This window comes from Lysinibacillus sp. 54212 (assembly GCF_036662795.1).
Taxonomy (GTDB): domain Bacteria; phylum Bacillota; class Bacilli; order Bacillales_A; family Planococcaceae; genus Lysinibacillus_B.
The window spans coordinates 1-19882 of sequence record NZ_JBAFWZ010000040.1 but is presented as its reverse complement, the minus strand read 5'-3'; the positions used below and the strand labels follow the sequence as shown (position 1 = coordinate 19882).

The 19882-nt window shown below is 39.5% G+C and carries 25 protein-coding genes; 14 read left to right on the top strand and 11 right to left on the bottom strand.

Features of this window, described 5'->3' with window-relative positions:
• From V4T18_RS17330 to V4T18_RS17305, 6 genes are all read left to right on the top strand, one after another.
• The coding region (locus V4T18_RS17330; protein ID WP_332651567.1) for a TNT domain-containing protein at positions 1–289 on the top strand (289 nt) is incomplete at its 5' end.
• A gap of 10 nt (positions 290–299) precedes the next feature.
• Positions 300–596 (top strand): hypothetical protein, encoded by a 297-nt coding sequence (locus V4T18_RS17325; RefSeq protein ID WP_332651565.1) that lies wholly within the window; start codon positions 300–302, stop codon positions 594–596.
• The gene (locus tag V4T18_RS17320) at positions 562–924 is read left to right on the top strand and encodes a hypothetical protein (protein WP_332651563.1); all 363 of its coding nucleotides are present in this window, start codon (positions 562–564) and stop codon (positions 922–924) included. The genes V4T18_RS17325 and V4T18_RS17320 overlap by 35 nt, the downstream gene beginning before the upstream one ends.
• A gap of 954 nt (positions 925–1878) precedes the next feature.
• On the top strand, positions 1879–3129 hold the full coding sequence (locus V4T18_RS17315) for an ATP-binding protein (RefSeq protein ID WP_332651560.1): 1251 nt from the start codon (positions 1879–1881) through the stop codon (positions 3127–3129).
• A 12-nt stretch (positions 3130–3141) separates the two neighbouring features.
• Positions 3142–4020: a response regulator gene (locus V4T18_RS17310; RefSeq protein ID WP_332651558.1), complete on the top strand. Its 879-nt coding sequence runs from the start codon at positions 3142–3144 to the stop codon at positions 4018–4020.
• An 83-nt stretch (positions 4021–4103) separates the two neighbouring features.
• Positions 4104–5375 (top strand): cation:dicarboxylate symporter family transporter, encoded by a 1272-nt coding sequence (locus V4T18_RS17305; RefSeq protein ID WP_332651556.1) that lies wholly within the window; start codon positions 4104–4106, stop codon positions 5373–5375.
• Positions 5376–5474: 99 nt separating this feature from the next.
• Here the strand turns inward: V4T18_RS17305 and V4T18_RS17300 are convergent, their stop codons facing one another.
• Positions 5475–7661, bottom strand: coding sequence for a YhgE/Pip domain-containing protein (locus V4T18_RS17300; protein ID WP_332651554.1), 2187 nt, complete (start codon positions 7659–7661; stop codon positions 5475–5477).
• 87 nt (positions 7662–7748) lie between these two features.
• Positions 7749–8324, bottom strand: coding sequence for a TetR/AcrR family transcriptional regulator (locus V4T18_RS17295; RefSeq protein WP_332651552.1), 576 nt, complete (start codon positions 8322–8324; stop codon positions 7749–7751).
• Between the two features lie 207 nt (positions 8325–8531).
• On the opposite strand from V4T18_RS17295, the gene V4T18_RS17290 reads away from it, so the two are divergent.
• Entirely contained in the window at positions 8532–8663 is a 132-nt protein-coding gene (locus V4T18_RS17290; RefSeq protein ID WP_332651550.1) for a hypothetical protein, read from the top strand.
• 50 nt (positions 8664–8713) lie between these two features.
• Here the strand turns inward: V4T18_RS17290 and V4T18_RS17285 are convergent, their stop codons facing one another.
• Positions 8714–9337, bottom strand: a complete 624-nt coding sequence (locus V4T18_RS17285; RefSeq protein ID WP_332651548.1) for an RraA family protein — start codon at positions 9335–9337, stop codon at positions 8714–8716.
• A 171-nt stretch (positions 9338–9508) separates the two neighbouring features.
• Between V4T18_RS17285 and V4T18_RS17280 the strand changes: the two genes are divergently transcribed.
• Positions 9509–9886, top strand: a complete 378-nt coding sequence (locus V4T18_RS17280; RefSeq protein ID WP_332651547.1) for a sodium:proton antiporter — start codon at positions 9509–9511, stop codon at positions 9884–9886.
• A gap of 54 nt (positions 9887–9940) precedes the next feature.
• On the opposite strand, the gene V4T18_RS17275 is transcribed toward V4T18_RS17280, so the two are convergent.
• The 3 genes from V4T18_RS17275 to V4T18_RS17265 all read right to left on the bottom strand — a co-directional run bounded on the left by V4T18_RS17275 (position 9941) and on the right by V4T18_RS17265 (position 11949).
• Positions 9941–10819 (bottom strand): DUF3298 domain-containing protein, encoded by an 879-nt coding sequence (locus V4T18_RS17275; RefSeq protein ID WP_332651569.1) that lies wholly within the window; start codon positions 10817–10819, stop codon positions 9941–9943.
• Positions 10819–11319 carry a sigma-70 family RNA polymerase sigma factor gene (locus tag V4T18_RS17270; protein ID WP_332651545.1) on the bottom strand — a complete coding sequence of 167 codons (501 nt, stop codon included), beginning with the start codon at positions 11317–11319 and terminating at the stop codon, positions 10819–10821. Before V4T18_RS17270 ends, V4T18_RS17275 begins: the two co-directional genes overlap by 1 nt.
• 96 nt (positions 11320–11415) lie before the next feature.
• The gene (locus V4T18_RS17265; protein ID WP_332651543.1) at positions 11416–11949 is read right to left on the bottom strand and encodes a TIGR00730 family Rossman fold protein; all 534 of its coding nucleotides are present in this window, start codon (positions 11947–11949) and stop codon (positions 11416–11418) included.
• Positions 11950–12154: 205 nt separating this feature from the next.
• Between V4T18_RS17265 and V4T18_RS17260 the strand changes: the two genes are divergently transcribed.
• From V4T18_RS17260 to V4T18_RS17245, 4 genes are read left to right on the top strand one after another with little or no spacing between them, the layout of a single operon-like run.
• Positions 12155–13141: an ABC transporter substrate-binding protein gene (locus V4T18_RS17260; RefSeq protein ID WP_332651541.1), complete on the top strand. Its 987-nt coding sequence runs from the start codon at positions 12155–12157 to the stop codon at positions 13139–13141.
• Positions 13142–13155: 14 nt separating this feature from the next.
• A complete protein-coding gene (locus tag V4T18_RS17255) occupies positions 13156–14145 on the top strand; it encodes a FecCD family ABC transporter permease (protein ID WP_332651539.1) in 990 nt (329 codons plus the stop codon).
• A complete protein-coding gene (locus V4T18_RS17250) occupies positions 14145–14927 on the top strand; it encodes an ABC transporter ATP-binding protein (RefSeq protein ID WP_332651537.1) in 783 nt (260 codons plus the stop codon). The genes V4T18_RS17255 and V4T18_RS17250 overlap by 1 nt, the downstream gene beginning before the upstream one ends.
• 11 nt (positions 14928–14938) lie before the next feature.
• Positions 14939–15433 carry a pyridoxamine 5'-phosphate oxidase family protein gene (locus V4T18_RS17245; protein WP_332651535.1) on the top strand — a complete coding sequence of 165 codons (495 nt, stop codon included), beginning with the start codon at positions 14939–14941 and terminating at the stop codon, positions 15431–15433.
• Positions 15434–15580: 147 nt separating this feature from the next.
• Here V4T18_RS17245 and V4T18_RS17240 read toward each other — a convergent pair whose 3' ends face one another.
• Complete coding sequence (locus tag V4T18_RS17240) at positions 15581–16249, bottom strand: deoxynucleoside kinase (RefSeq protein WP_332651533.1); 669 nt, start codon at positions 16247–16249, stop codon at positions 15581–15583.
• A 2-nt stretch (positions 16250–16251) separates the two neighbouring features.
• Positions 16252–16887, bottom strand: coding sequence for a deoxynucleoside kinase (locus tag V4T18_RS17235; protein ID WP_332651532.1), 636 nt, complete (start codon positions 16885–16887; stop codon positions 16252–16254).
• Positions 16888–17094: 207 nt separating this feature from the next.
• On the opposite strand from V4T18_RS17235, the gene tadA reads away from it, so the two are divergent.
• Entirely contained in the window at positions 17095–17616 is a 522-nt protein-coding gene (gene tadA / locus V4T18_RS17230) for a tRNA adenosine(34) deaminase TadA (RefSeq protein ID WP_332651531.1), read from the top strand.
• A 28-nt stretch (positions 17617–17644) separates the two neighbouring features.
• On the opposite strand, the gene V4T18_RS17225 is transcribed toward tadA, so the two are convergent.
• From V4T18_RS17225 to V4T18_RS17215, 3 genes are all read right to left on the bottom strand, one after another.
• On the bottom strand, positions 17645–18271 hold the full coding sequence (locus tag V4T18_RS17225; RefSeq protein ID WP_332651530.1) for a CoA transferase subunit B: 627 nt from the start codon (positions 18269–18271) through the stop codon (positions 17645–17647).
• Positions 18272–18970 (bottom strand): CoA transferase subunit A, encoded by a 699-nt coding sequence (locus V4T18_RS17220; protein WP_332651529.1) that lies wholly within the window; start codon positions 18968–18970, stop codon positions 18272–18274.
• A gap of 125 nt (positions 18971–19095) precedes the next feature.
• A complete protein-coding gene (locus tag V4T18_RS17215; RefSeq protein ID WP_332651527.1) occupies positions 19096–19524 on the bottom strand; it encodes a GNAT family N-acetyltransferase in 429 nt (142 codons plus the stop codon).
• A 92-nt stretch (positions 19525–19616) separates the two neighbouring features.
• Here V4T18_RS17215 and V4T18_RS17210 point away from each other — a divergent pair.
• Positions 19617–19882, top strand: a 266-nt coding sequence (locus tag V4T18_RS17210; protein WP_332651526.1) for a hypothetical protein, incomplete at its 3' end; no start/stop codon positions are given.

The window sequence follows — 19882 nt, the reverse complement described above, 5'->3', positions numbered from 1 at the left end:
ATCGAAAGACAGAAATGAGAAGAAGTGGAATTCCACTTATGACTTTTTTAATTACTTTTTATCTCCCATTGGAATACCTTTTGAACAGAGAGCACTTGCTCCCCATAGTTCGAGAGCTAACTACTATCAATATGAAGTTAAGAAGTTTTTTAAAGTAATTGAAGGAGAAATTGCACCATGGTTTGATAAACCGGGTGGAGGGCAACATTTTTTTGGTATTGATTCCCACGGTAACGTTTTATCAGTAGAAGAATTAATTGAACAAGGCTTTATAAAATTGATAAAGTGAGGAATGTCCTATGTTAGAAAAACTTATAGCATTTTTAGGGAATGAAAAATTCTATATAACAGAAACTACAGATGGAAATATAGAAGTTAGGGCAATATATGATAATAGAATAGATCAGGAGATATACTATTATTTAGAACACGGGCTTAATAAGGAATTTAATATTTATAAAGTATCTCGTGGGATAAGTAGATTAATAATCAATTTTATAAATGAAGATTTGGCTTTTTTCTATTTAGGTGTATTAAGTAAAAAAATCTATAAAAAACTATTTGAAACCAAATCCAAAAGAACTAAAGAATATTGATGAAATAGCTGAACTCAATCTTGAATTGGCACAAGAAGTGATAAAAAAATATATACCATCAAATTATTATTCTGTATTCCAATCAAAAAAGAAAGCTATTTGTCTAGTAAGAAAACTAAAATTCACTGTATATTTTGTTGATTTTAAAGGACAGGAAAAAGTTATTAGTGATGATAATGATGAACTTGGCACTAGTATATTAGTTTTATGTAATTATGCTTGGCTGTATATGTGGCTAGAGGAGCTGTCCAACGAATGGAATCCAACTATGGACAAAGAGTCTTTTGAATATTTAAAACTACAGGATCATTTTTTAAACACAAAGTAATGTTGGATAAATTAATATATTAAATGCGATAAAATAAAGCACTTGCCCTTATAATTACAGACGGCAAGTGCTTGTTTTTATATTAATGAGGCTAGTTGTAAATATTGATAATTGTTTTTATAGCGTACGGTAGTAAAAAGACATCTGATGAGCTACACCAAGGAATCCTTCGCGCAAAGGACAAATCGGTGGAGTTAAAGTGTGAGGAATGACTACTTATATAAAAGATATAAGTATCAATTCGTCCCAAAACATACTATTTTTAATGTAAAAATGGCCGTTTCCGGTACAAAACCAAACTAATCCAAACAGCTGCATTACCAAATATCACGGATAATTACTAAAAAGCATTTGTGACTTTCCCTAAAGAACCTGTTTGAATAATACCGTTTTGAATGAAAAACCATTAAAACTCATTCTTTTTTTTCGAGAAATGGCGCCTAGCGGATCTATGTCCTTTCAAACAGTTCCCCACTCAGAATAATACATTTCCATTCTTTCTATTATAATTTTTCAATAAGCTATTTATTCTTACTATACTATTTTTACAGCTACAATTTTAAAACGTGAAAAACGCGATTTGTCAGGATTGACATACGACTTAAATTTAAATATGTGCCATTTTAGGCGTTTAGTCTCCTTTTGACACATATTTCTAAATAAGTCGTATATCGATTTTGATAAAATGCACAAACAGGCTTTTCATAATGGACTTCGTTTATTATAAGCGTAAAAATTCTTCTCTCAGTTCCGCCAGTAATCATCGTGTGTACACGACGAGCTGTAACAAAAGAATACTAAAATAAATCCACCAACCAAAATCACCCTATTCAGAAAAATCTTTATACAACCTATTTGAACTCAGTTATTTGCAATTAGTGATCCCACTGACACATAATTAAAAATACGTTTTCTAGACACAGCTGCCATCACTTTTTAAGGGGGTCCACCCAAATGGAACGTATCATTAAAATTTCAAAGACGCCGAGCTCCATGGCGACCATACTACTGATTGCCATTTTAACTGCCATTGGTAGCGAAATTAAAATTATGCCGTTTGATGGTGCACCATTCCGCTTTGGCTTAGGAAGTATTATTTTCTTTTTGGCTATTTTAATTCGTCCCGTTCCAATCATTCGAACGGGAATCATTACAGCCTGTATAGTGCTAGTTTTTCGCACCCTACTTGATTTTTTATTATATAAAGAAGAAATTATCTCTCACGCTTTCGCACATTTGCCAGCTGCGTTATTTTACATTACCTTTGCTAGCTGCCTTTATTTTTTAAAAATCGATTCGGTACGTATGCGCCCATTTATCCTTGGCTTATATGGAGCTCTTTTTGAAATAGTCGCCAACTCCGTCGAGCAATTAGCTACCTCTATTCTCCTGACACAGCATTGGGACTTGTTTGATGAATTTCTTCTTTTTATAGGAGTAGCCTTTTTACGGAGCTTTTTTGTTGTTGGGTTGTTTAGTTCAATTGCCGTGACAGAGCAAAAAAAGCGAACCGAGCAGCTGCTCAATATTGAATCCGAGCTCTATGTAGAAACACTTTATTTACAAAAATCGATGGATACTATCGAACAAATTACAGCTAATGGTTTCGACTTGTATAAAAAACTAAAGGAGATTGATCAAACACTCGCCATAAAGGCATTAATGCTTGCGCAGGAAATACATGAAATTAAAAAGGATACGGAACGGATTTATGCTGGTCTCTCTAAAATCGTCACCACTGAACGAACAGCATCTTTTTTACTTTCAGATTTATTACGCTTTTGCACAGAAGCTAACGCCCGTTATAGCGAGCATCTCGGTAAGAGGATTCTATTTGAAACAACCTTTAATGAAGATTTCGAAACGAAGGAAAGTATGCTAATACTTGCGATGTTGAATAATATTATTGCCAATGCCGTAGAGGCGATTGAACAGGATGGGACAATACTGCTATCGGTTTCCTTAACAGATAATACTACAATCTTTACTATCGAAAATAACGGTCCAGTCATTTCCCAGCAGCTGTTACCCGTCATTTTTGATCCTGGCTATACAACAAAATATAATGCCTCTGGGGTTGCTTCCACAGGTATTGGATTATCTCATGTCCAAGCCATAATAACTCACCTAGAGGGGACAATAACCGTAAAGAGCGAGCATACAACCATTTTCACCATTATTATTCCAACGGATTCATTCTGTTAAAAGGAGGTTTTTATGCGTTATTACATAGTTGACGATGACCGAGCAAGTCGAATAATGCTATCGACCATTATCGATGAGGCTGCACTCGGTACAGTAATTGGGGAGGCAGCAAACGGTCAAGATGCAATTCCTCAAATTTTAATGATGCAGCCTGATCTTGTGCTGATTGATTTACTTATGCCTATTTTAGATGGCATAGCGACCATTGAACAATTACGAGCGAACCGATTTAGTGGTGACTTTATTATGATTTCACAGGTGAATAATAAGGAGATGGTGGCAGAGGCTTACGAAAAAGGAATTGAATTTTTTATTCATAAGCCTATAAATCAGATAGAGGTGCAATCCATACTTCGTAAAACGATCGAGCAGCATCGCTTAAAAAATTCAATTCAGGCGATTCGTGATTCACTTACAAGCTTTGAAGCGTCTAATCCTGTCCATACGAAAAAAACGACCCGAGATCATATTCAATCCATATTAAATGATATGGGGATTGTCGGTGAGGTAGGCAGTGAGGATATTATTAAAATCATTGAGCAGCTACTGTATGAAAATCATACAATTGCACCGCTTCCACCTTTAAAGGAGCTGTATGAAAAGCTCGCCATGCAAACAAAATCAACACCCGATGATGTGTTGAAAGAAAGTAAGGCTATAGAACAGCGTATTCGCCGCACCATCTTAGCTGCCATGATTAACTTAGCCAATTTGGGAATAGTAGATTATACGAATTCTGAATTTGAATATTATGCACCACGTTATTTTGATTTGACGGATATTCGCCAGTTAATGAATCAAATCGAGCTAGATGGGGAACGGAAGGCAAAGGTAAATATTAAAAAATTCATACAAGTACTATATTCCGAAATTTTAAATCGCTTGAATTAGTCGGATTTTGTCGGATTTTATAACCCTACTATAAGATAGGTTTATGCTTGACCACAATCAATAATTTGGGGAGGGAACTATTTTTGAAAAAATTTAAAATTAGTTTAGCCAGCCAAATCTTAATCGGTTTAGTACTAGGTATCGTTGTAGGGGCTGTATTTTATGGAAATGATACAGTCGTAACGTATTTACAACCTATCGGGGATATTTTCCTTCATTTAATTAAAATGATTGTAGTACCGATTATTATTTCGACATTAATCGTTGGTGTTGCCGGAACTGGTGACATGAAGCAACTAGGTCGTCTTGGCGGAAAAACACTTATTTATTTTGAGGTTATCACAACAGTAGCAATTATTGTTGGTTTACTTGCAGCTAACATCTTCCAACCAGGTGCTGGCATTGATATGAATGAATTATCTAAAGGGGATATTTCTAGTTATGTGAGTACAACAGAAGAAGTAGAGGATCATGGACCGCTCCAGATTCTAGTAGATATCGTTCCAACAAACGTTATTCAGTCGATGGCTGAGGGCGATATGTTAGCGATTATTTTCTTCTCTGTGTTATTCGGTTTAGGAGTAGCCGCAATTGGAGAACGTGGAAAGCCAGTCCTAGCATTCTTCCAAGGTGTAGCAGATGCGATGTTCTGGGTCACGAACCTAGTAATGAAATTCGCTCCATTTGGTGTGTTTGCACTTATTGGTGTAACCGTTTCCAAGTTCGGGTTATCTTCTCTAATCCCATTAGGCAAATTAGCCATTTTAGTTTATGCTACGATGATTTTCTTTGTTGTTGTCGTTCTTGGCATTACAGCAAAATTCGTCGGGATTAATATCTTTAAATTGATCAAAATGATTAAGGACGAGCTTCTACTTGCATACACTACATCTTCTTCTGAAACAGTACTTCCACGTATCATGTTAAAGACAGAAAAGATGGGTTGTCCAAAAGATATCGTATCTTTTGTTATTCCAACAGGGTACTCATTTAATCTAGATGGTTCAACACTTTACCAAGCGATTGCAGCTATTTTCATTGCACAAATGTACGGTATTAACCTTAGTATTACGGAACAAATCACACTAATGCTTGTACTTATGATAACGTCTAAAGGTATTGCTGGGGTTCCTGGCGTATCATTCGTTGTACTACTTGCAACATTAGGTACTGTAGGTATTCCACTTGAAGGTCTTGCATTTATCGCTGGTATCGACCGTATTCTAGATATGGCGCGTACGGCTGTAAACGTAGTAGGAAACACATTAGCAGCACTTGTTATGACGAAATGGGAAAAACGTTTCGATGAAGAACAATTTGCAGCATACCAAGCTGAACATTTAAAAAAAGCATAAGCTAAAAGCCTTTATGAGAATGAACAAGATGTCATTTTCATAAAGGCTTTTGTTTCTGATTTAAAAAGGATTCGCAGGGTAAACTGCGAATCCCTTTTTTTATGCTTGCTCAGCATTCTTTGAATAGCGTTTATTAAATACTAATGCGAAATAACCTAAGGATAGGACTAAGCATGAAACAAGATATACACTTAGGATTGACCAATTGTACATTAAGAATGGTGTATCTCCTGTTGAAATCGATGCTTTAAATGCCTGCACCGAGAAGGTCATCGGTAGGACTGTATTAAATACGTGCAGCTGATCTGGTACTAATTCTAATGGGAATGTCCCTGCACTCGTTGTTAATTGCAATATCAAAATAATAATTGCAATAAAACGGCCTGGATCTCCCAATACAGATACTAATAATTGAATCATCGCTAGGAATGTAAAGCTTGTTATAAAGCTTGTGCCGATAAATAATAATAAGCTATCCACTTCTAAACCTAACCAGCCAATTACGACAGCTGCTGTTATTACAGATTGAATAATCCCCACTACTGCTAACACGGATACTTTACTAATAAACCATTTGAATCCACTTGTTGGGCGAACGGCTGGTTCTACTAATGGGAACACAATCGATACTAACAATGCCCCTACAAATAACCCTAGGGAAATAAAGTATGGAGCAAAGCCAGAGCCGTAGTTTGGTACATGGTTCACGGCTGTTTTTTCAACCTCAACCGGAGTTGCGAGCATTTCATAGTTCTCGTCTGTTACACGAACATCCGCTTCTTCACCTGCATCAGCTAATTTCTCTGCCAGCGTTGTTGTTCCATCTACTAACTCTTTTGTACCAGAAGATAAAGTACTGGAGCCCTGTGCAAGCTCGCCAGACTTTTCTGCTAATAGAGTTGTTCCATCCGTTAATTGATCGGAGCCGCCCACTAATCGATGTAAGCCAGCTGCTAAATCATTCGCTCCTGATGCCGCGTTATTTGTACCCTCTACAAATTGCTGCAAACTTGAAGCTAATGTGGCATTACCCTGGGCTAAATTAGCAGCACCTTGGGTTAAAGCTGAGGAAGTATTTGTTAACTTTTCAATACCCGCTGCTATTTGCCCTTGTGCATTATTTAATTGTGCACTGCCTTTTGACAGCTCAGCGATCTTATCATCAAGGCCCGCTGTATTTGTTGCTAACTTATTTAAACCACCGCTCACTTTACTACTGCCTGCCTGAAGCTGTGCGAGCGATTGCTCAAGCTGTTTTTGACTCTCCTCTGGTAGTGATGCCATGATCGGCTGAAGAGTAGCCTTTAATTGTTCAATTCCCCCTGCCACATCGTTAGAGCCAGTAGCTAGAGACGCAATATTATCATCAAGACCGGCTGTACCGTTTGCTAGCTTTTCTAAGTTAGCCGCTAAATCTGACTGCCCTTGTGCTAAGGATTGTTGACCGTCTGCTACTTGTGCAACACCATTTGTATAGTCTGTTACACCTTGCTGTAACCCAGTTGCCCCTTGAGCTGCTGCATTTGCACCGTCTGCCAGCTGTGTGGCACCCTGTTGAAGCTTTGTTACGCCTTGTGCTAATTGCTCAGCACCTTCATTTGCAGAGTGCACTCCTTCTTTTAATGTTTTAGAGCCGTCAGATAGCTCAATTGTGCTAGAGGCTAATTGCTGTAAGTAGCCCTCTAAATCACTTGCTCCCCCAGCTAGTTTTTGTGCACCTTGGTCTATTTTCCCTGCCCCATCTGCTGCCTCATTAAAGCCATCACCTAAATGTGTAATTGAAGCGAATAATTTTTCGGCATATGTTTTAGATACTTGATTATTCACTTCCGCCTTAATGCGATCTAAAGCCGTTTCCCCTATTTGCGCACCTAAAAAGTTAAAGCCTTCATTTGGAATGTACTCGAGTGTTAACTTTTCTGGATGTTGGTCAAGTAAGGTTGTGGCATGCTGTGAGAAATTCTCTGGAATTTTAATTAAAATATAATAATCCTGCTCCTCTAATTGCTGCTCTGCATTTTCCGCATCTACCTCGATAAATTTAAATTGCTCACTATCAATTAGCTTATCGGTTAGAGCATCACCAAGTGCCATTTCTTCTCCATCTAATTCGGCGCCCTTATCCTCGTTTACGATAGCTACCGGCATATTTTTCAAGTTCGCATAAGGATCCCAGAAAGCCCATAAAAACATCCCACTATATAACACAGGGATAAATAAAATAGCGATCATGGCAACGAACATTTTTCTCGTTTTAAAAATTTTTAACCATTCTGCCTTTAACAAAATATCCTCTCCTAAAACCAAATGACCATTTATGTCATCTGGTCATTTTTATGCATAAAAAATTCGTTTTCCTGCGAAAACAAATTTTTACGACGTTGTTGCTAAACCTCTAAATAGCGTTTCTTTAAAAAGCGTTAAAATCTCATCCTCATGAAGTGCTTCTTCATGTGTGAGCTGCCAGTCGACAACCATTGCTAAGTACGACTTTAGCAATAAATAAGCCACAAGCTCTGGATTACAAGGTCGAATTTCCTTTTTCCCAATACCTATCCGGATTCGATCTGCTAAAAACGTAATAATTTCCGCTTCGATTTTTATAAGCATTTGCTTTACTGCTGGTGTTTGAATTGCCTTTTCTTCCTCAATTAGCTTAGCAAATAATAAATGCTGCTCTCGGAATTGAAGCATCTTCATTAAGCCATTATGAGCATTTTTTATAAAGCTCGCTTCGGTATCGATCGCTTGTTCAGCCTCTACCTTCATGTCACGAATCATGGAAATGACAACTTCCTGCAGCAGCTCTTCTTTATTCGTAAAGAAATTATAAATCGTCCCTTTACCGACATTCGCGAATTTTGCTACCTGGTCCATTGTCGTTGCCTTATAGCCAAACATTGAAAACGACTTAGCAGCAGCCTGTAAAATTTCCTGTTTGCGATCCATTCCTCACCCTCCAGTAGAATGACCAGATTCCATTTCCGGTCACCTGGTCATATTATACACCTATTTTTGCTTTATGCAACGAAATTAGAATATTTTTTTGTAAAAGGAGAATGGCTAGTAGTAATAGTTACAAGAATGGCTAATTGAATCGGAAAATTGGCTAGTATTCACTTTGAAAGGCTAGTAATATTTTGGCTCCGTTTCACATTGGCTAGTAAATTTAAAATTTTGGCTAGTATTTTGAAAAAAGTGGCTAGTATTTTGAAAAAAGTGGCTAGTATTTTCGAAATTTCGGCTAGTATTTTAAAAAATCCGGCTAGTAGCCTTTGGAGTCCATAAAAAACGCAAGAATGGTCATTCAACCTCCTGCGTTTACATTTTCCTCTATGTTATTTTACTACTTTTGCTAAATAGGCTCGGATTGATGCTTCCCCATTTGCTAGCGCTTCTTGTTCGCGTGCTTCATCCTTTGCCACTTTTGCCTCCGCACCTTCTGCAATCTTTTCTGCATCGGCTGCCGGAACAACAATGACCCCATCAATATCGCCGACGATAATATCTCCCGTGTTCACCACGACACCCCCAACAGATACTGGTACACCAACCAGACCGCCGCCATGCTTATTGCCAGCTGCAACTGTTGTGCCAAGAGAAAATACCGGGAAGTCGATATCACGAGCGGCCGCTAAATCACGGATTACCCCGTCTACCACAAACCCCTGTACGCCGACACCTTGAGCTAGACTCATAACAAAATCACCAGCTACTGCGCGATTCGTATTGCCCTTTGCATCAATAACTAAAATATCCCCTTTTTTTGCAACACTAATTGCTTCAAGAACAGCTCCATTTTCGCCATCTGGAAGGCGAACCGTTAATGCACGTCCTGCAATTTTAACATGATCAGCAATTGGTTTAATCGATGCCGCAACATTTGTATGACCCCCTGTTGCATCTGAAACTGCTGTTGTTGGTAAAGCTAAAAAGCGTTCCTCAACTGTTATTGTTGCCATTTCCTCATCCCCTAGTTAATAATCTTTTACAAATAGCTAAATATTTGTAATTATAAAAATAATAAAGTATTTCCCGTTGGAATCCTAATAATTTTTCGTTAATGTCGTTATTTCGGTTATAAATTACTTCTTTTTTGAATTTTTGATAGAACGATAAGGAGGATTGGACCTATGAATCATTTAATTCGTGAGGAAATAAATGAAGCTGGGAAAACTACGTATAAAATGGCCACATTTGATATTAATGTAATTGCCAAGTCTACGGGGGGATTGGCACCGACTATTATTTATTTGCATAACGATAAGGATGTGACAGATGAGATTCGAGCCATTCGCTTTCATTACAAGAATCCTTCATCCTTTATCGAGGATTACGAGAAATTTCAAGCGATGCTATACGAAAAGGAGCAGCAGGCGATTACAGCCTTATACGATTCAATAAGCATTCGCCCTAAAAATATGTCTACCACTAAGCAACTTTTATGGAGCTTTGGTGTATTCATGCTTGTTACATTACCACTTATTATCGCTGCACTTATTTTGCAATGAGAAAAGGGAAAGCGCCTGAAAATCTCCGTCGATTTTCAGAGCGCCTTCTACATATTAATCGTGAATGTATTCGTTGCTAACTAATACATCTGTTAGTAACTCTGCAGGAATTTCAAACTCCACAACACCCATATAGCCAGGCGCAACCTCGTATTTATCGAATACGATAGCGAGCTTACCCTGGGATGTAATATAGAAATTTTGATCTGCCTTAATCGTTGTAAATGGATCAAATAAATCCTCATCTGGTAGGCCCGCACCACCCACCCAGTATATTTTTTCTCCGTTCGTTGCTTTCATTTGTTGACGCATTTGCTCAGCGATATTTTCGCTAATTAACGTGATATAGCTATCATTTTTAAAGAGGCTCGGTAAAGTAATAACCATTTCTTTTTTCTTATCGAGCGTATCGTACTTCATTACAGTAGAGGATGAACCAACTGTTTCTACAACATAGCGACCAATCGATAAAAGTTGCTCCGTATCGGTCTTCACGATATAGCCACTATCCACACCTAGGTGACCACCCGCCTCTTGCTCCATTTCCTTCATATCAGCGGTGAACTGTTCATACAAAGCCTTACCTTCTGCTGCATATTTTTCATTTAAAGCGGCAATTTCGGCTGATTCACCCGTAATTTCAGGCACTTTAATGTTCGCAGAATACGTATCCTGCTCTAGCTCATAATTCACAAAGGTTAACACTCCTACAATACTACCTAGTACCGGAACTTCTACTAAATTTCGAGCCATCGCTGGACTCATATTTAAGCTTGCTGTAAATAAAGCAGCGGCGGCTACAGAGCCCATCATCCACTTCGGTGCACGTTTTTTACGCCCCTTTTTTAAGCTTGCTTCCACAACGGCGTCGAGCTCTTTTGGAATCTGTACATCCTTATATTGCCTCTCTAGCTTTTTCAAACGATCATCCATCATTCGGTCTCTCCTTCATCCTGCAGTTGAATTTTTAACAGTTTCAACGACTTATAGAGTCTTGATTTAGCCGTACTAAGATTGATATCTAATACATGTGCAACATCCTCAATTTTTAAATCCTCAAAATAGCGAAGAATAATTACTTCACGATAGGCTGTTGGGAGTGTATCAAGTGCATCGGCTAAATCAATATTGTTGTACGTATCAATTTGCTGCGGCGTAATTTCTGCTAAGTCCCGATCATCCATTACTTGCGTTCGCTTGTGTTTTCTTAAAAAATCAATTGCTGTGCGCACAACAATTTTGTAAAACCAGCTTTTTAATTGATCTTCATTTTTTAATGTACGAAGCGATTGCAACGCTTTTTGGATACTATCCTGCACCACATCGAGTGCATCCTGCTCATTTTTCGTATAGCTATATGCAAGATAATAAAAGCGCTCCTTATTCGCTCGAATGAATGAAACAAATAATTGCTCCACATGTGAATCACTCATATCCAAAGGCTCCTTTTGGCATTTTCAATGTATACATAAATTAGACGCTGAGATGTAGGGAAAAAGTTGATAATTGAATAAAAAAAAAGACGAGAATCATCCCGCCAAAATGTCTAGTATATCTTGTGCCGATGTGGCTATATGTAATAAAACTCGCTGCTCTTCTCGAATAAAACCTTCTGCTAACATTTTTTCAAAATGCAGAATAAGTGCATCATAAAAGCCATTCACATTATATAAAATGACAGGCTTTTCATGTAAGCCTATTTGTGCCCATGTAAACACCTCAAAGTATTCATCTAATGTGCCACAGCCTCCTGGTAGAGCAATAAATGCATGAGCTAAATCAACCATCTTTGCTTTTCGTACATGCATTGACTCCACAAAATGAATTTCTGAAAGGCTCTTGTGGGCAATCTCACGCTGCTGTAAATGCGTTGGCATAACACCAATCACCTTTCCCCCTGCAAGAAGGGCTGCATCAGCTAGCTTTCCCATTAGACCGACATTTGATCCTCCGTATATTATGCCATGCCTATGCCTAGCAAGTGCTTCTCCAAGCTGAGCTGCCGCTTCCTGGTATACTACTGTTTTCCCCATTTGTGAACCACAATAAACTGCTACATTCATGTTATACACCGTCCTTTACACCATTATATTATAGAGCAGATCCTCGACATGACTAGCTAAAGAACAACATTTGCTCTACCTACTCTTTCTTGAAAAAATAAGCATTATTCCAAAAATATTCTCAATTAGGTATTGTCATTCTCAATAAACTCTGATAGCATAATCGATATTGAAAATCATTATCATTTAATCGGAGGTTATTCTTATGAAAAAATATGCAAGTATCGGTCTTTTAACGTTATCATTGGCGCTTTTTGGCTGTACAGAGGAAGCGGCTAAAAATGATGACCCCTCGAAGGGAAATTCGCAGGAACAAGTAGACAAAGAGAAAAATAGCGACACTACGGCATTTCAAGATGGTGTCGACGAAAAAAAATTCCAAGAACTATTAGCCTCTTTCCCAGAAACGATGCCAAACAACGTTGTTACAACCTCTGTTCCATTGACAGAGATGCTACACCTGCTGGACATTGTACCTGTCGGCGTCCCAACTTCAACAAATCCTATTCCAGCTGATTTTGATGCGATCTCTCGTATTGGTTCACCAATGGCACCGGATTTAGAAGTTATCTCAAGCTTACAAACCGAATTAATAATTGGTGCCGCTTCATTACAGGATTCACTTGATAAAGCACTAGTCGGCATGGATTTACAAACAGCCTATTTGCCAACAGATTCCTATGAGGATTTAAAACTAAGCTTTAAGGTGCTTGGTACTTACTTTGGTAAAGAAGAGAAAATGAATGAAGTACTACAACATATCGTAGCAAAAGAACAAGAGCTAGAAAAAATGGCAGAAGGAAAGGAACTGCCATCTGTCATGCTTGCAATTGGTACGGCTGATTCATTTATGGTCATGAACGAAAAATCGTATCTTGGTAGTTTAGTAGAACGACTTGGAGCAGATAATATTGCACAGTCTGTATTAAAAACAGAATCTACATATTCTCCCATCAACTTAGAAGAAATTGTTGTTGCAGATCCAGATATGATTTTTGTTTTAGCTTCGGGGGATCACGGAGCAAATGAAGATAAATTCAAGCAAGAGGTTGCTAAAAATAGCGCTTGGACACAGCTGTCAGCATACAAAAACGATAAAATTTATATGCTAGATTACAGTACCTTTGGCGTTACATCGATTGCGAACGTCGACACAGCATTAACAACAATTGCTGATTACTTCTTTGAATAGATGGGGAGCTTCACATGATTAGTACAACAAGGAGCCGAACAATTGTCATTATAACGTTTGTGTTAGCAATAATTGCAGGAATTGTTGCGATGGGATTAGGCAGTGTGCATATTTCGATTCCCGATATTTTAAAAACGATACTTCATGGGCGTGAGGAAGGTGTTTATGTAACAATTATTTGGGATATTCGCCTTCCCCGTGTGTTACTGGCACTCATTATTGGTGCAAACATTGCTATTTCTGGTGCACTGCTACAGGCAGTCATGGGCAATCCACTTGCAGACCCAGGGTTAACGGGTGTGACAAGTGGTGCCGCTGCTTTTGTGTTACTTATCATGCTAGCAAACCCAGAATATACACATTTAATCCCTATTGCCGCATTTGTTGGCGGTTTAATTGCTGCTAGCATTGTGTATGCCCTTGCTTGGCGCCGTACCGGCATTACACCTATTACAATTATTTTATCGGGGGTGGCAGTCAATGCATTATGCGGAGGGATCATTGGATTCCTTTCGATTCTATACAGCGACCGTTTACCCTCAGCAGTCCAATGGCTAAATGGTAGCTTAGCTGCAAAAGGGCATGCCTCGTTACAAATGATTTATGTGTATGCGATTATTGGTTGGATCCTATCCATTTTCGCCATTCGAAAGGCAAATATTATTCGTTTAGGCGATCAGGTTGCTACGAATTTAGGTGAAAATGTTACACGAATACGAATTATACTTTCCATTTTAGCTGTATTTTTAGCCGCTATTTCAGTAGCAGCAATCGGGATGATTGGCTTTGTTGGCTTAATTGTTCCGCATATGGCACGTTTACTTGTTGGCTCAGATTATAAATATATGCTTCCGATGAGCATGGCCATGGGTGCGATCATTTTATTAATTGCTGATACGGGTGGACGTACGTTATTCGCACCACTGGATATTCCAGCAGGGATTCTAATGGCGGTTATTGGTGGTCCGTACTTTTTATATTTAATGAGAAAGAGGGCGTTTTAATGTTAAATATTGAAAGGCTATCCGTTCGCTACGAGCAAAAAGAGGTTGTCCATAGTTTTTCATTCGATGTCAAAGAAGGTGAGGTGCTCTCCATTATCGGTCCAAATGGCTCAGGTAAATCAACGATTCTAAAAGCGATTGCACGTATGCTTCCTTATAGCGCAGGTACAATTACATTCCATGGGCAAAACATGCGAACTTTATCGTCAAAGGAAATTGCAAAAAAAATGTGCATCCTCAGTCAGCGAAATACGGCCCCCTCGGATATTACTGTTCGTCATTTAGTAGCTTACGGTCGTTATCCTCATAAAAAGTGGTTTGAACGGTTAAATGATGAGGATTATTCGATTGTTGATTGGGCAATTGAAAAAACGCAGCTAGCTCATTACAAGGACCGTCCAATTGCCGCGCTCTCAGGCGGAGAATCACAGCGGGCGTGGATTGCGATGGCGCTTGCCCAAAAACCACAAATATTACTCCTAGATGAACCAACAACCTATTTAGATATTGCCCATCAGCATGAGGTGCTTGAGCTAGTACGTGAACTTAATCGGGATACGGGCATGACGGTTGTGATGGTGCTTCATGATCTCAACCAAGCTTCAAGCTATAGTGATCGGATTGTGGTTGTAAAAGACGGCCATCGTGCACAAATAGGGACACCCGATGATGTGATGACAGAGGATATGATTCAGTCCATTTATAAGATGGAGGCAGAAATCCAGCATGTTACATGGGATTCAGCCCCTCGAATTCAATTAAAAAATACAGTGAAATGTTAGGAGCTGCCTATATGCAAAAATCAATTGATATTGAACACATTCGAAAAAATTATAAAGCCTTTATTGGAGGAAGAAAGAGCTTACTGCTGAGCCTAGTAGACAAAGAAGGGCATCCATTTAGTAGTTCAGCTGCTTTTGTGCAGGTAAATGGAAAGTTTTATGTTTACGTAAGTCGAATCGCCCAACATCACTCGTTACTAGAGCAAGCATCAGTCGTAGATGTATTATGTGTAGCCGATCAAGCCGTAACACAAAATCACTTTGCAACAGAGCGCGCTCGCTGGCAATGTACCCCTAAAATTTTAGGCAATGAAGGATATGAGGAAATATTTGCAGCATTCGATGATGTTCATAGTGCCAATATGATGAAGCTATTACGTACACTGGATTTTTCCTTATTTGAACTAACACCTATAAAAGGGCGCTATGTTGTAGGCTTCGGTAAAGCATTTGATATTGATGTTGCAGCGGATACGCTAACACATGTAGTGATTGATAAAAAGTAGCATCCAATTCCAGACGTCGAAAAGGCATCGAGAAATCCATTCTCGATGCCTTTTTATTATTGTAAATGCTGACTTTACGGCTGCCGTTTCACTATCGCTGCAGACTTATGATTTCCCAGTGTAGTACTTCATACACGTTAGCGGATTCTATTTTCGTAAATGCTTAGTCTGGTCCAGCATGTGGGCGATTCGTTGGACAATGCCTTCGATTTGCTCTGGGTTTTCGACTAAATCATAATCATTAATATCAAGACGAAGAACCGGGCAAGAATTAAAATTATTAATCCATTCCTCGTAACGACCGTGCATTTCATACCAATAATCATTTGGTGTTTGCTGCTCCATCGTACGTCCTCGTTCCTGAATTCGTCCAATAATATCCTCGACTGGGCCTTCTAAATAAACGAGTAAATCTGGATGTGGGAAGTAGGGTGTCATCACCATGGCATCAAATAAATTAGTATAAGTCTCATAATCTGTTGGACTCATTGTACCTTTATCATAATGCATTTTCGCAAAAATGCCCGTATCCTCATAAATTGAGCGGTCTTGAATAAAGCCGCCACCATACTCGAAAATACGTTTTTGCTCCTTAAAACGCTCTGCCAGGAAGTAAATTTGCAAATGGAAGCTCCATTTTTCAAAGTCATCATAAAATTTGTCTAAATAAGGGTTCGTATCGACCTTTTCAAACGATGTACGGAACTTTAAGCTTTCCGCAAGTGCCTTAGTCATTGTTGATTTTCCTACTCCAACTGTTCCGGCAATCGTAATGACTGTATTTGCTGAAATGCCGTACTTTTCTCGTAAATTCATCGCTATTGCTTGCTCCTCTGCGTTATCTTTTCTTCTACCATTTTTAAAATAGATTGTAAGTCATCTTCATTTTTCACGAAATCTAAACTATCGCCATTCAGCTGAATCACCGGAATTTCGGGATGCATCTTCTCGAAATGCCCAATGAATTCATGGTAATCGGCTGCTAGCTGCTCCATATACTCACGTGAGATCATTTTCTCAAATTCACGCCCGCGCATCGCAATACGTTTCATTAATGTATCTACGCTTGCATGCAAATAAATAACCATATTCGGCACAGGCATGTCCGCTGTTAAAATAGTATAAATCGCCTCGTACTTTTCATATTCAGAAGGCTTTAACGTACGCTTCGCAAAAATTAAATTTTTGAAAATATGATAATCTGCAACGACCGACGATCTATTGCCTACAATATGCTGCTTGATATCTGAAAGCTGTTTATATCGATTACAAAGGAAGAACATTTCCGTTTGAAAGCTCCACTCGTCGATATTCTCATAAAACTTACCCAAAAATGGATTCTCATCGACTATTTCCTTTAATAGATGGTAGTTAAAGTGTTCAGCAATCGCCTTTGACAGCGATGTTTTCCCAACACCGATTGGACCTTCTACTGTTATAAACGGAATCGACACTAGAAGTTCCCCCTTTAATATTAGTCAGTGCTTTTCATTTTATCATAAGTCCGGAATTTGCTACAAAACAAACAATTCCAATTTATGAAAAACGAACTGGTCATAACTATGAGTGGCGTTTTCGATATATCCCGTTCATCCCTCATGTTTGCTCTTGGAACAACGGTCTTCGTAATGCTACACTACACTGTAAGGAGAGATGACTGTATGGACGTTTTTGAAAAGGATCGCCTTTATATGCTGCAGGCGTTGCAGGAGGCACAAAAGGCGGGGGAGCTTGGAGAAGTGCCCATTGGTGCCGTTATAGTGCACAACGATGAAATTATCGCTACGGCGTCAAATTTACGGGAGCTCACTCAAAATGCCGTGACACACGCGGAGCTAATGGCCATTCAGCAGGCCTGTGAAAAGCTAGGGAGCTGGCGACTCGAGGATACTACACTTTATGTTACGTTGGAGCCTTGCCCGATGTGTGCAGGGGCGATTTTACAGTCTCGGATTCCCCGTGTTGTTTACGGTGCACGAGACCAAAAGGCTGGCTGTGTAGACTCTCTATATCGATTATTAAATGATCCTCGTTTTAATCATGAGTGTGAGGTAGTAGAAGGAATCCTAGCCGATGAATGCGGGCAAATTTTAACTGATTTTTTCCGCGCCTTACGTGAACGTAAAAAGGCGGAGAAAAAGATACGGAAAGAAGCGCTTCTTCATGAACAAAATAAGCTATAGCTATTTTTTTAGCTACAGCTTATTTTTATTATGCGATAAATTCCGCTTCCGTTTTCTCCCGTACTTCCTCAAGCGTTACCCCGTCCTGCAGCTCCACTAAATGCATTCCACTATCATCGAAATCAAATACTGCTAGGTCGGTAATCAATCGATGCACTACACCCTTGCCTGTTAGTGGCAACGAGCATGCTTTTTTCACCTTAGACTGACCTGATTTACTAACATGCTCCATCACCACGATTACACGCTTCGCACCCGCCACTAAATCCATGGCGCCACCCATGCCCTTTATCATTTTTCCAGGAATCATCCAGTTGGCCAGATCACCTGTTTCCGATACTTCCATTCCTCCTAATATGGCCACATCAATATGACCACCACGAATCATCGCAAAGGACGCTGCACTATCAAAGAAGGCCGCGCCTGGAATTGTCGTAACCGTTTCCTTCCCGGCATTAATTAAATCGGCATCAACCTCATTTTCAGCAGGGTACGGACCGATACCAAGCAAGCCATTTTCTGATTGCAGCATCACATTATAGTGGGCTGGGATTGCATTCGCTACAAGCGTCGGCATCCCGATTCCTAAATTCACGTACATGCCGTCATTAATTTCTTTTACCGCGCGCGCGATAATTTTCTCTCTTGCTTCCATTCACGAACCCTCCCTTACAATGCGACGTTCTATCCGTTTTTCAAATGCATCACCGACAAGCACCCGTTGCACATAAATCCCTGGAAGATGAATTTCATCTGGATCTAATTCGCCTATCTCTACAAGCTTCTCTACCTCCACAATCGTGATTTTGCCCGCTGTTGCAACAAGTGGATTAAAGTTACGGGACGTTTTGCGAAATACTAAATTACCAGCTCGATCTGCCTTCCAAGCCTTTACCAATGCAAAATCTCCGGTAATGGCTTCCTCAAGTAAGTACTCTTTGCCAGCGAATATTTTGGTTTCCTTTCCTTGAGCGATAGTGGTACCGACGCCTGTTGCAGTATAAAAGGCAGGGATACCCGCACCGCCTGCACGGATACGCTCTGCTAAAGTCCCCTGTGGTGTTAACTCTACCTCTAATTCACCACTTAAAAATTGCTTTTCAAAAATTTTATTTTCACCAACATAGGAAGCGATCATCTTTTTTATTTGTTGATTGGCGAGTAGGATACCCAGACCATAATCGTCCACACCACAGTTATTACTCACAATCGTTAAATCCTTTGTCCCCCTATGCTTTAATGCCGTGATAGCATGCTCTGGAATTCCACATAAGCCGAAGCCCCCTACGAGTATCGTTGCACCGTCAAACACATCCTCAATCGCTTCCTCAAATGAATGCATAACCTTATCCATAAAACTACACCCCCATCGAAATGACGTGAATTATCTATATTAAGTAGTTATTATCTTCATTATTCCATATTTAAGGCATAATAAAAAGACGAACACCTAGGTATTCATCTAACTTTTAATCATGCTTAAAGTTCCTTCTCAAACACAATTTTATGTCTGCCTTTATCATCTCGGAATGTGCGAACAATATCGAACCCTGATTTCAAATTAACAATGAGCATCGCTTTCTTTTCATTGCGCCCGTATGTACGAACACGTGTATAACCCTGCGCCTTACACCATGTGTGCTGCGCGTCCATTAAACGGTTTGCGATACCGCGCTGCTGATACGCTGGGTGCACACCGCCGAGCCAGCTATAAAATACGCCATCTTCGTGCTCATAGCCAAATTTAAAGCCGACTACCTTACTATCCTCCATCGCTAAAAATGCGCAGAAATTCGGTTTGCCAATGAGCTTTTCTCGCTTAAATTCACTGTTAAATACGAGCCGATGTATGATTTGCATTTCTTTTAGCAGTTGTTCTGGTAATACGGTAAGCTGTAAAATTTCCATCGTCACTTCTCCTATTTTTAGTATTAATCCTTTATAGGGGAGAAGGGTGCGTTCCGCCAAAATTTTCGAAGAACTTCCGCCAAACCCCATCCATGATCACAAACAATATAGAAAAAGTCCTCACCGATGTGAGAACCTTCTTATTTTCTAAATTACTAGAGCAGAGCCGACTCGTTTATTTCCGGGCGATGACTGTCTTCCCGCCCATGTATGGTACTAATGCTTCAGGAATCTTCACGCTTCCGTCTTATCCACTTGCCTCTGACGCTTCGCTTTCGAGGCAGAGCCGACTCGGTTATTTCGGGGCGATGACTGTCTTCCCGCCCATGTATGGTACTAATGCTTCAGGAATCTTCAC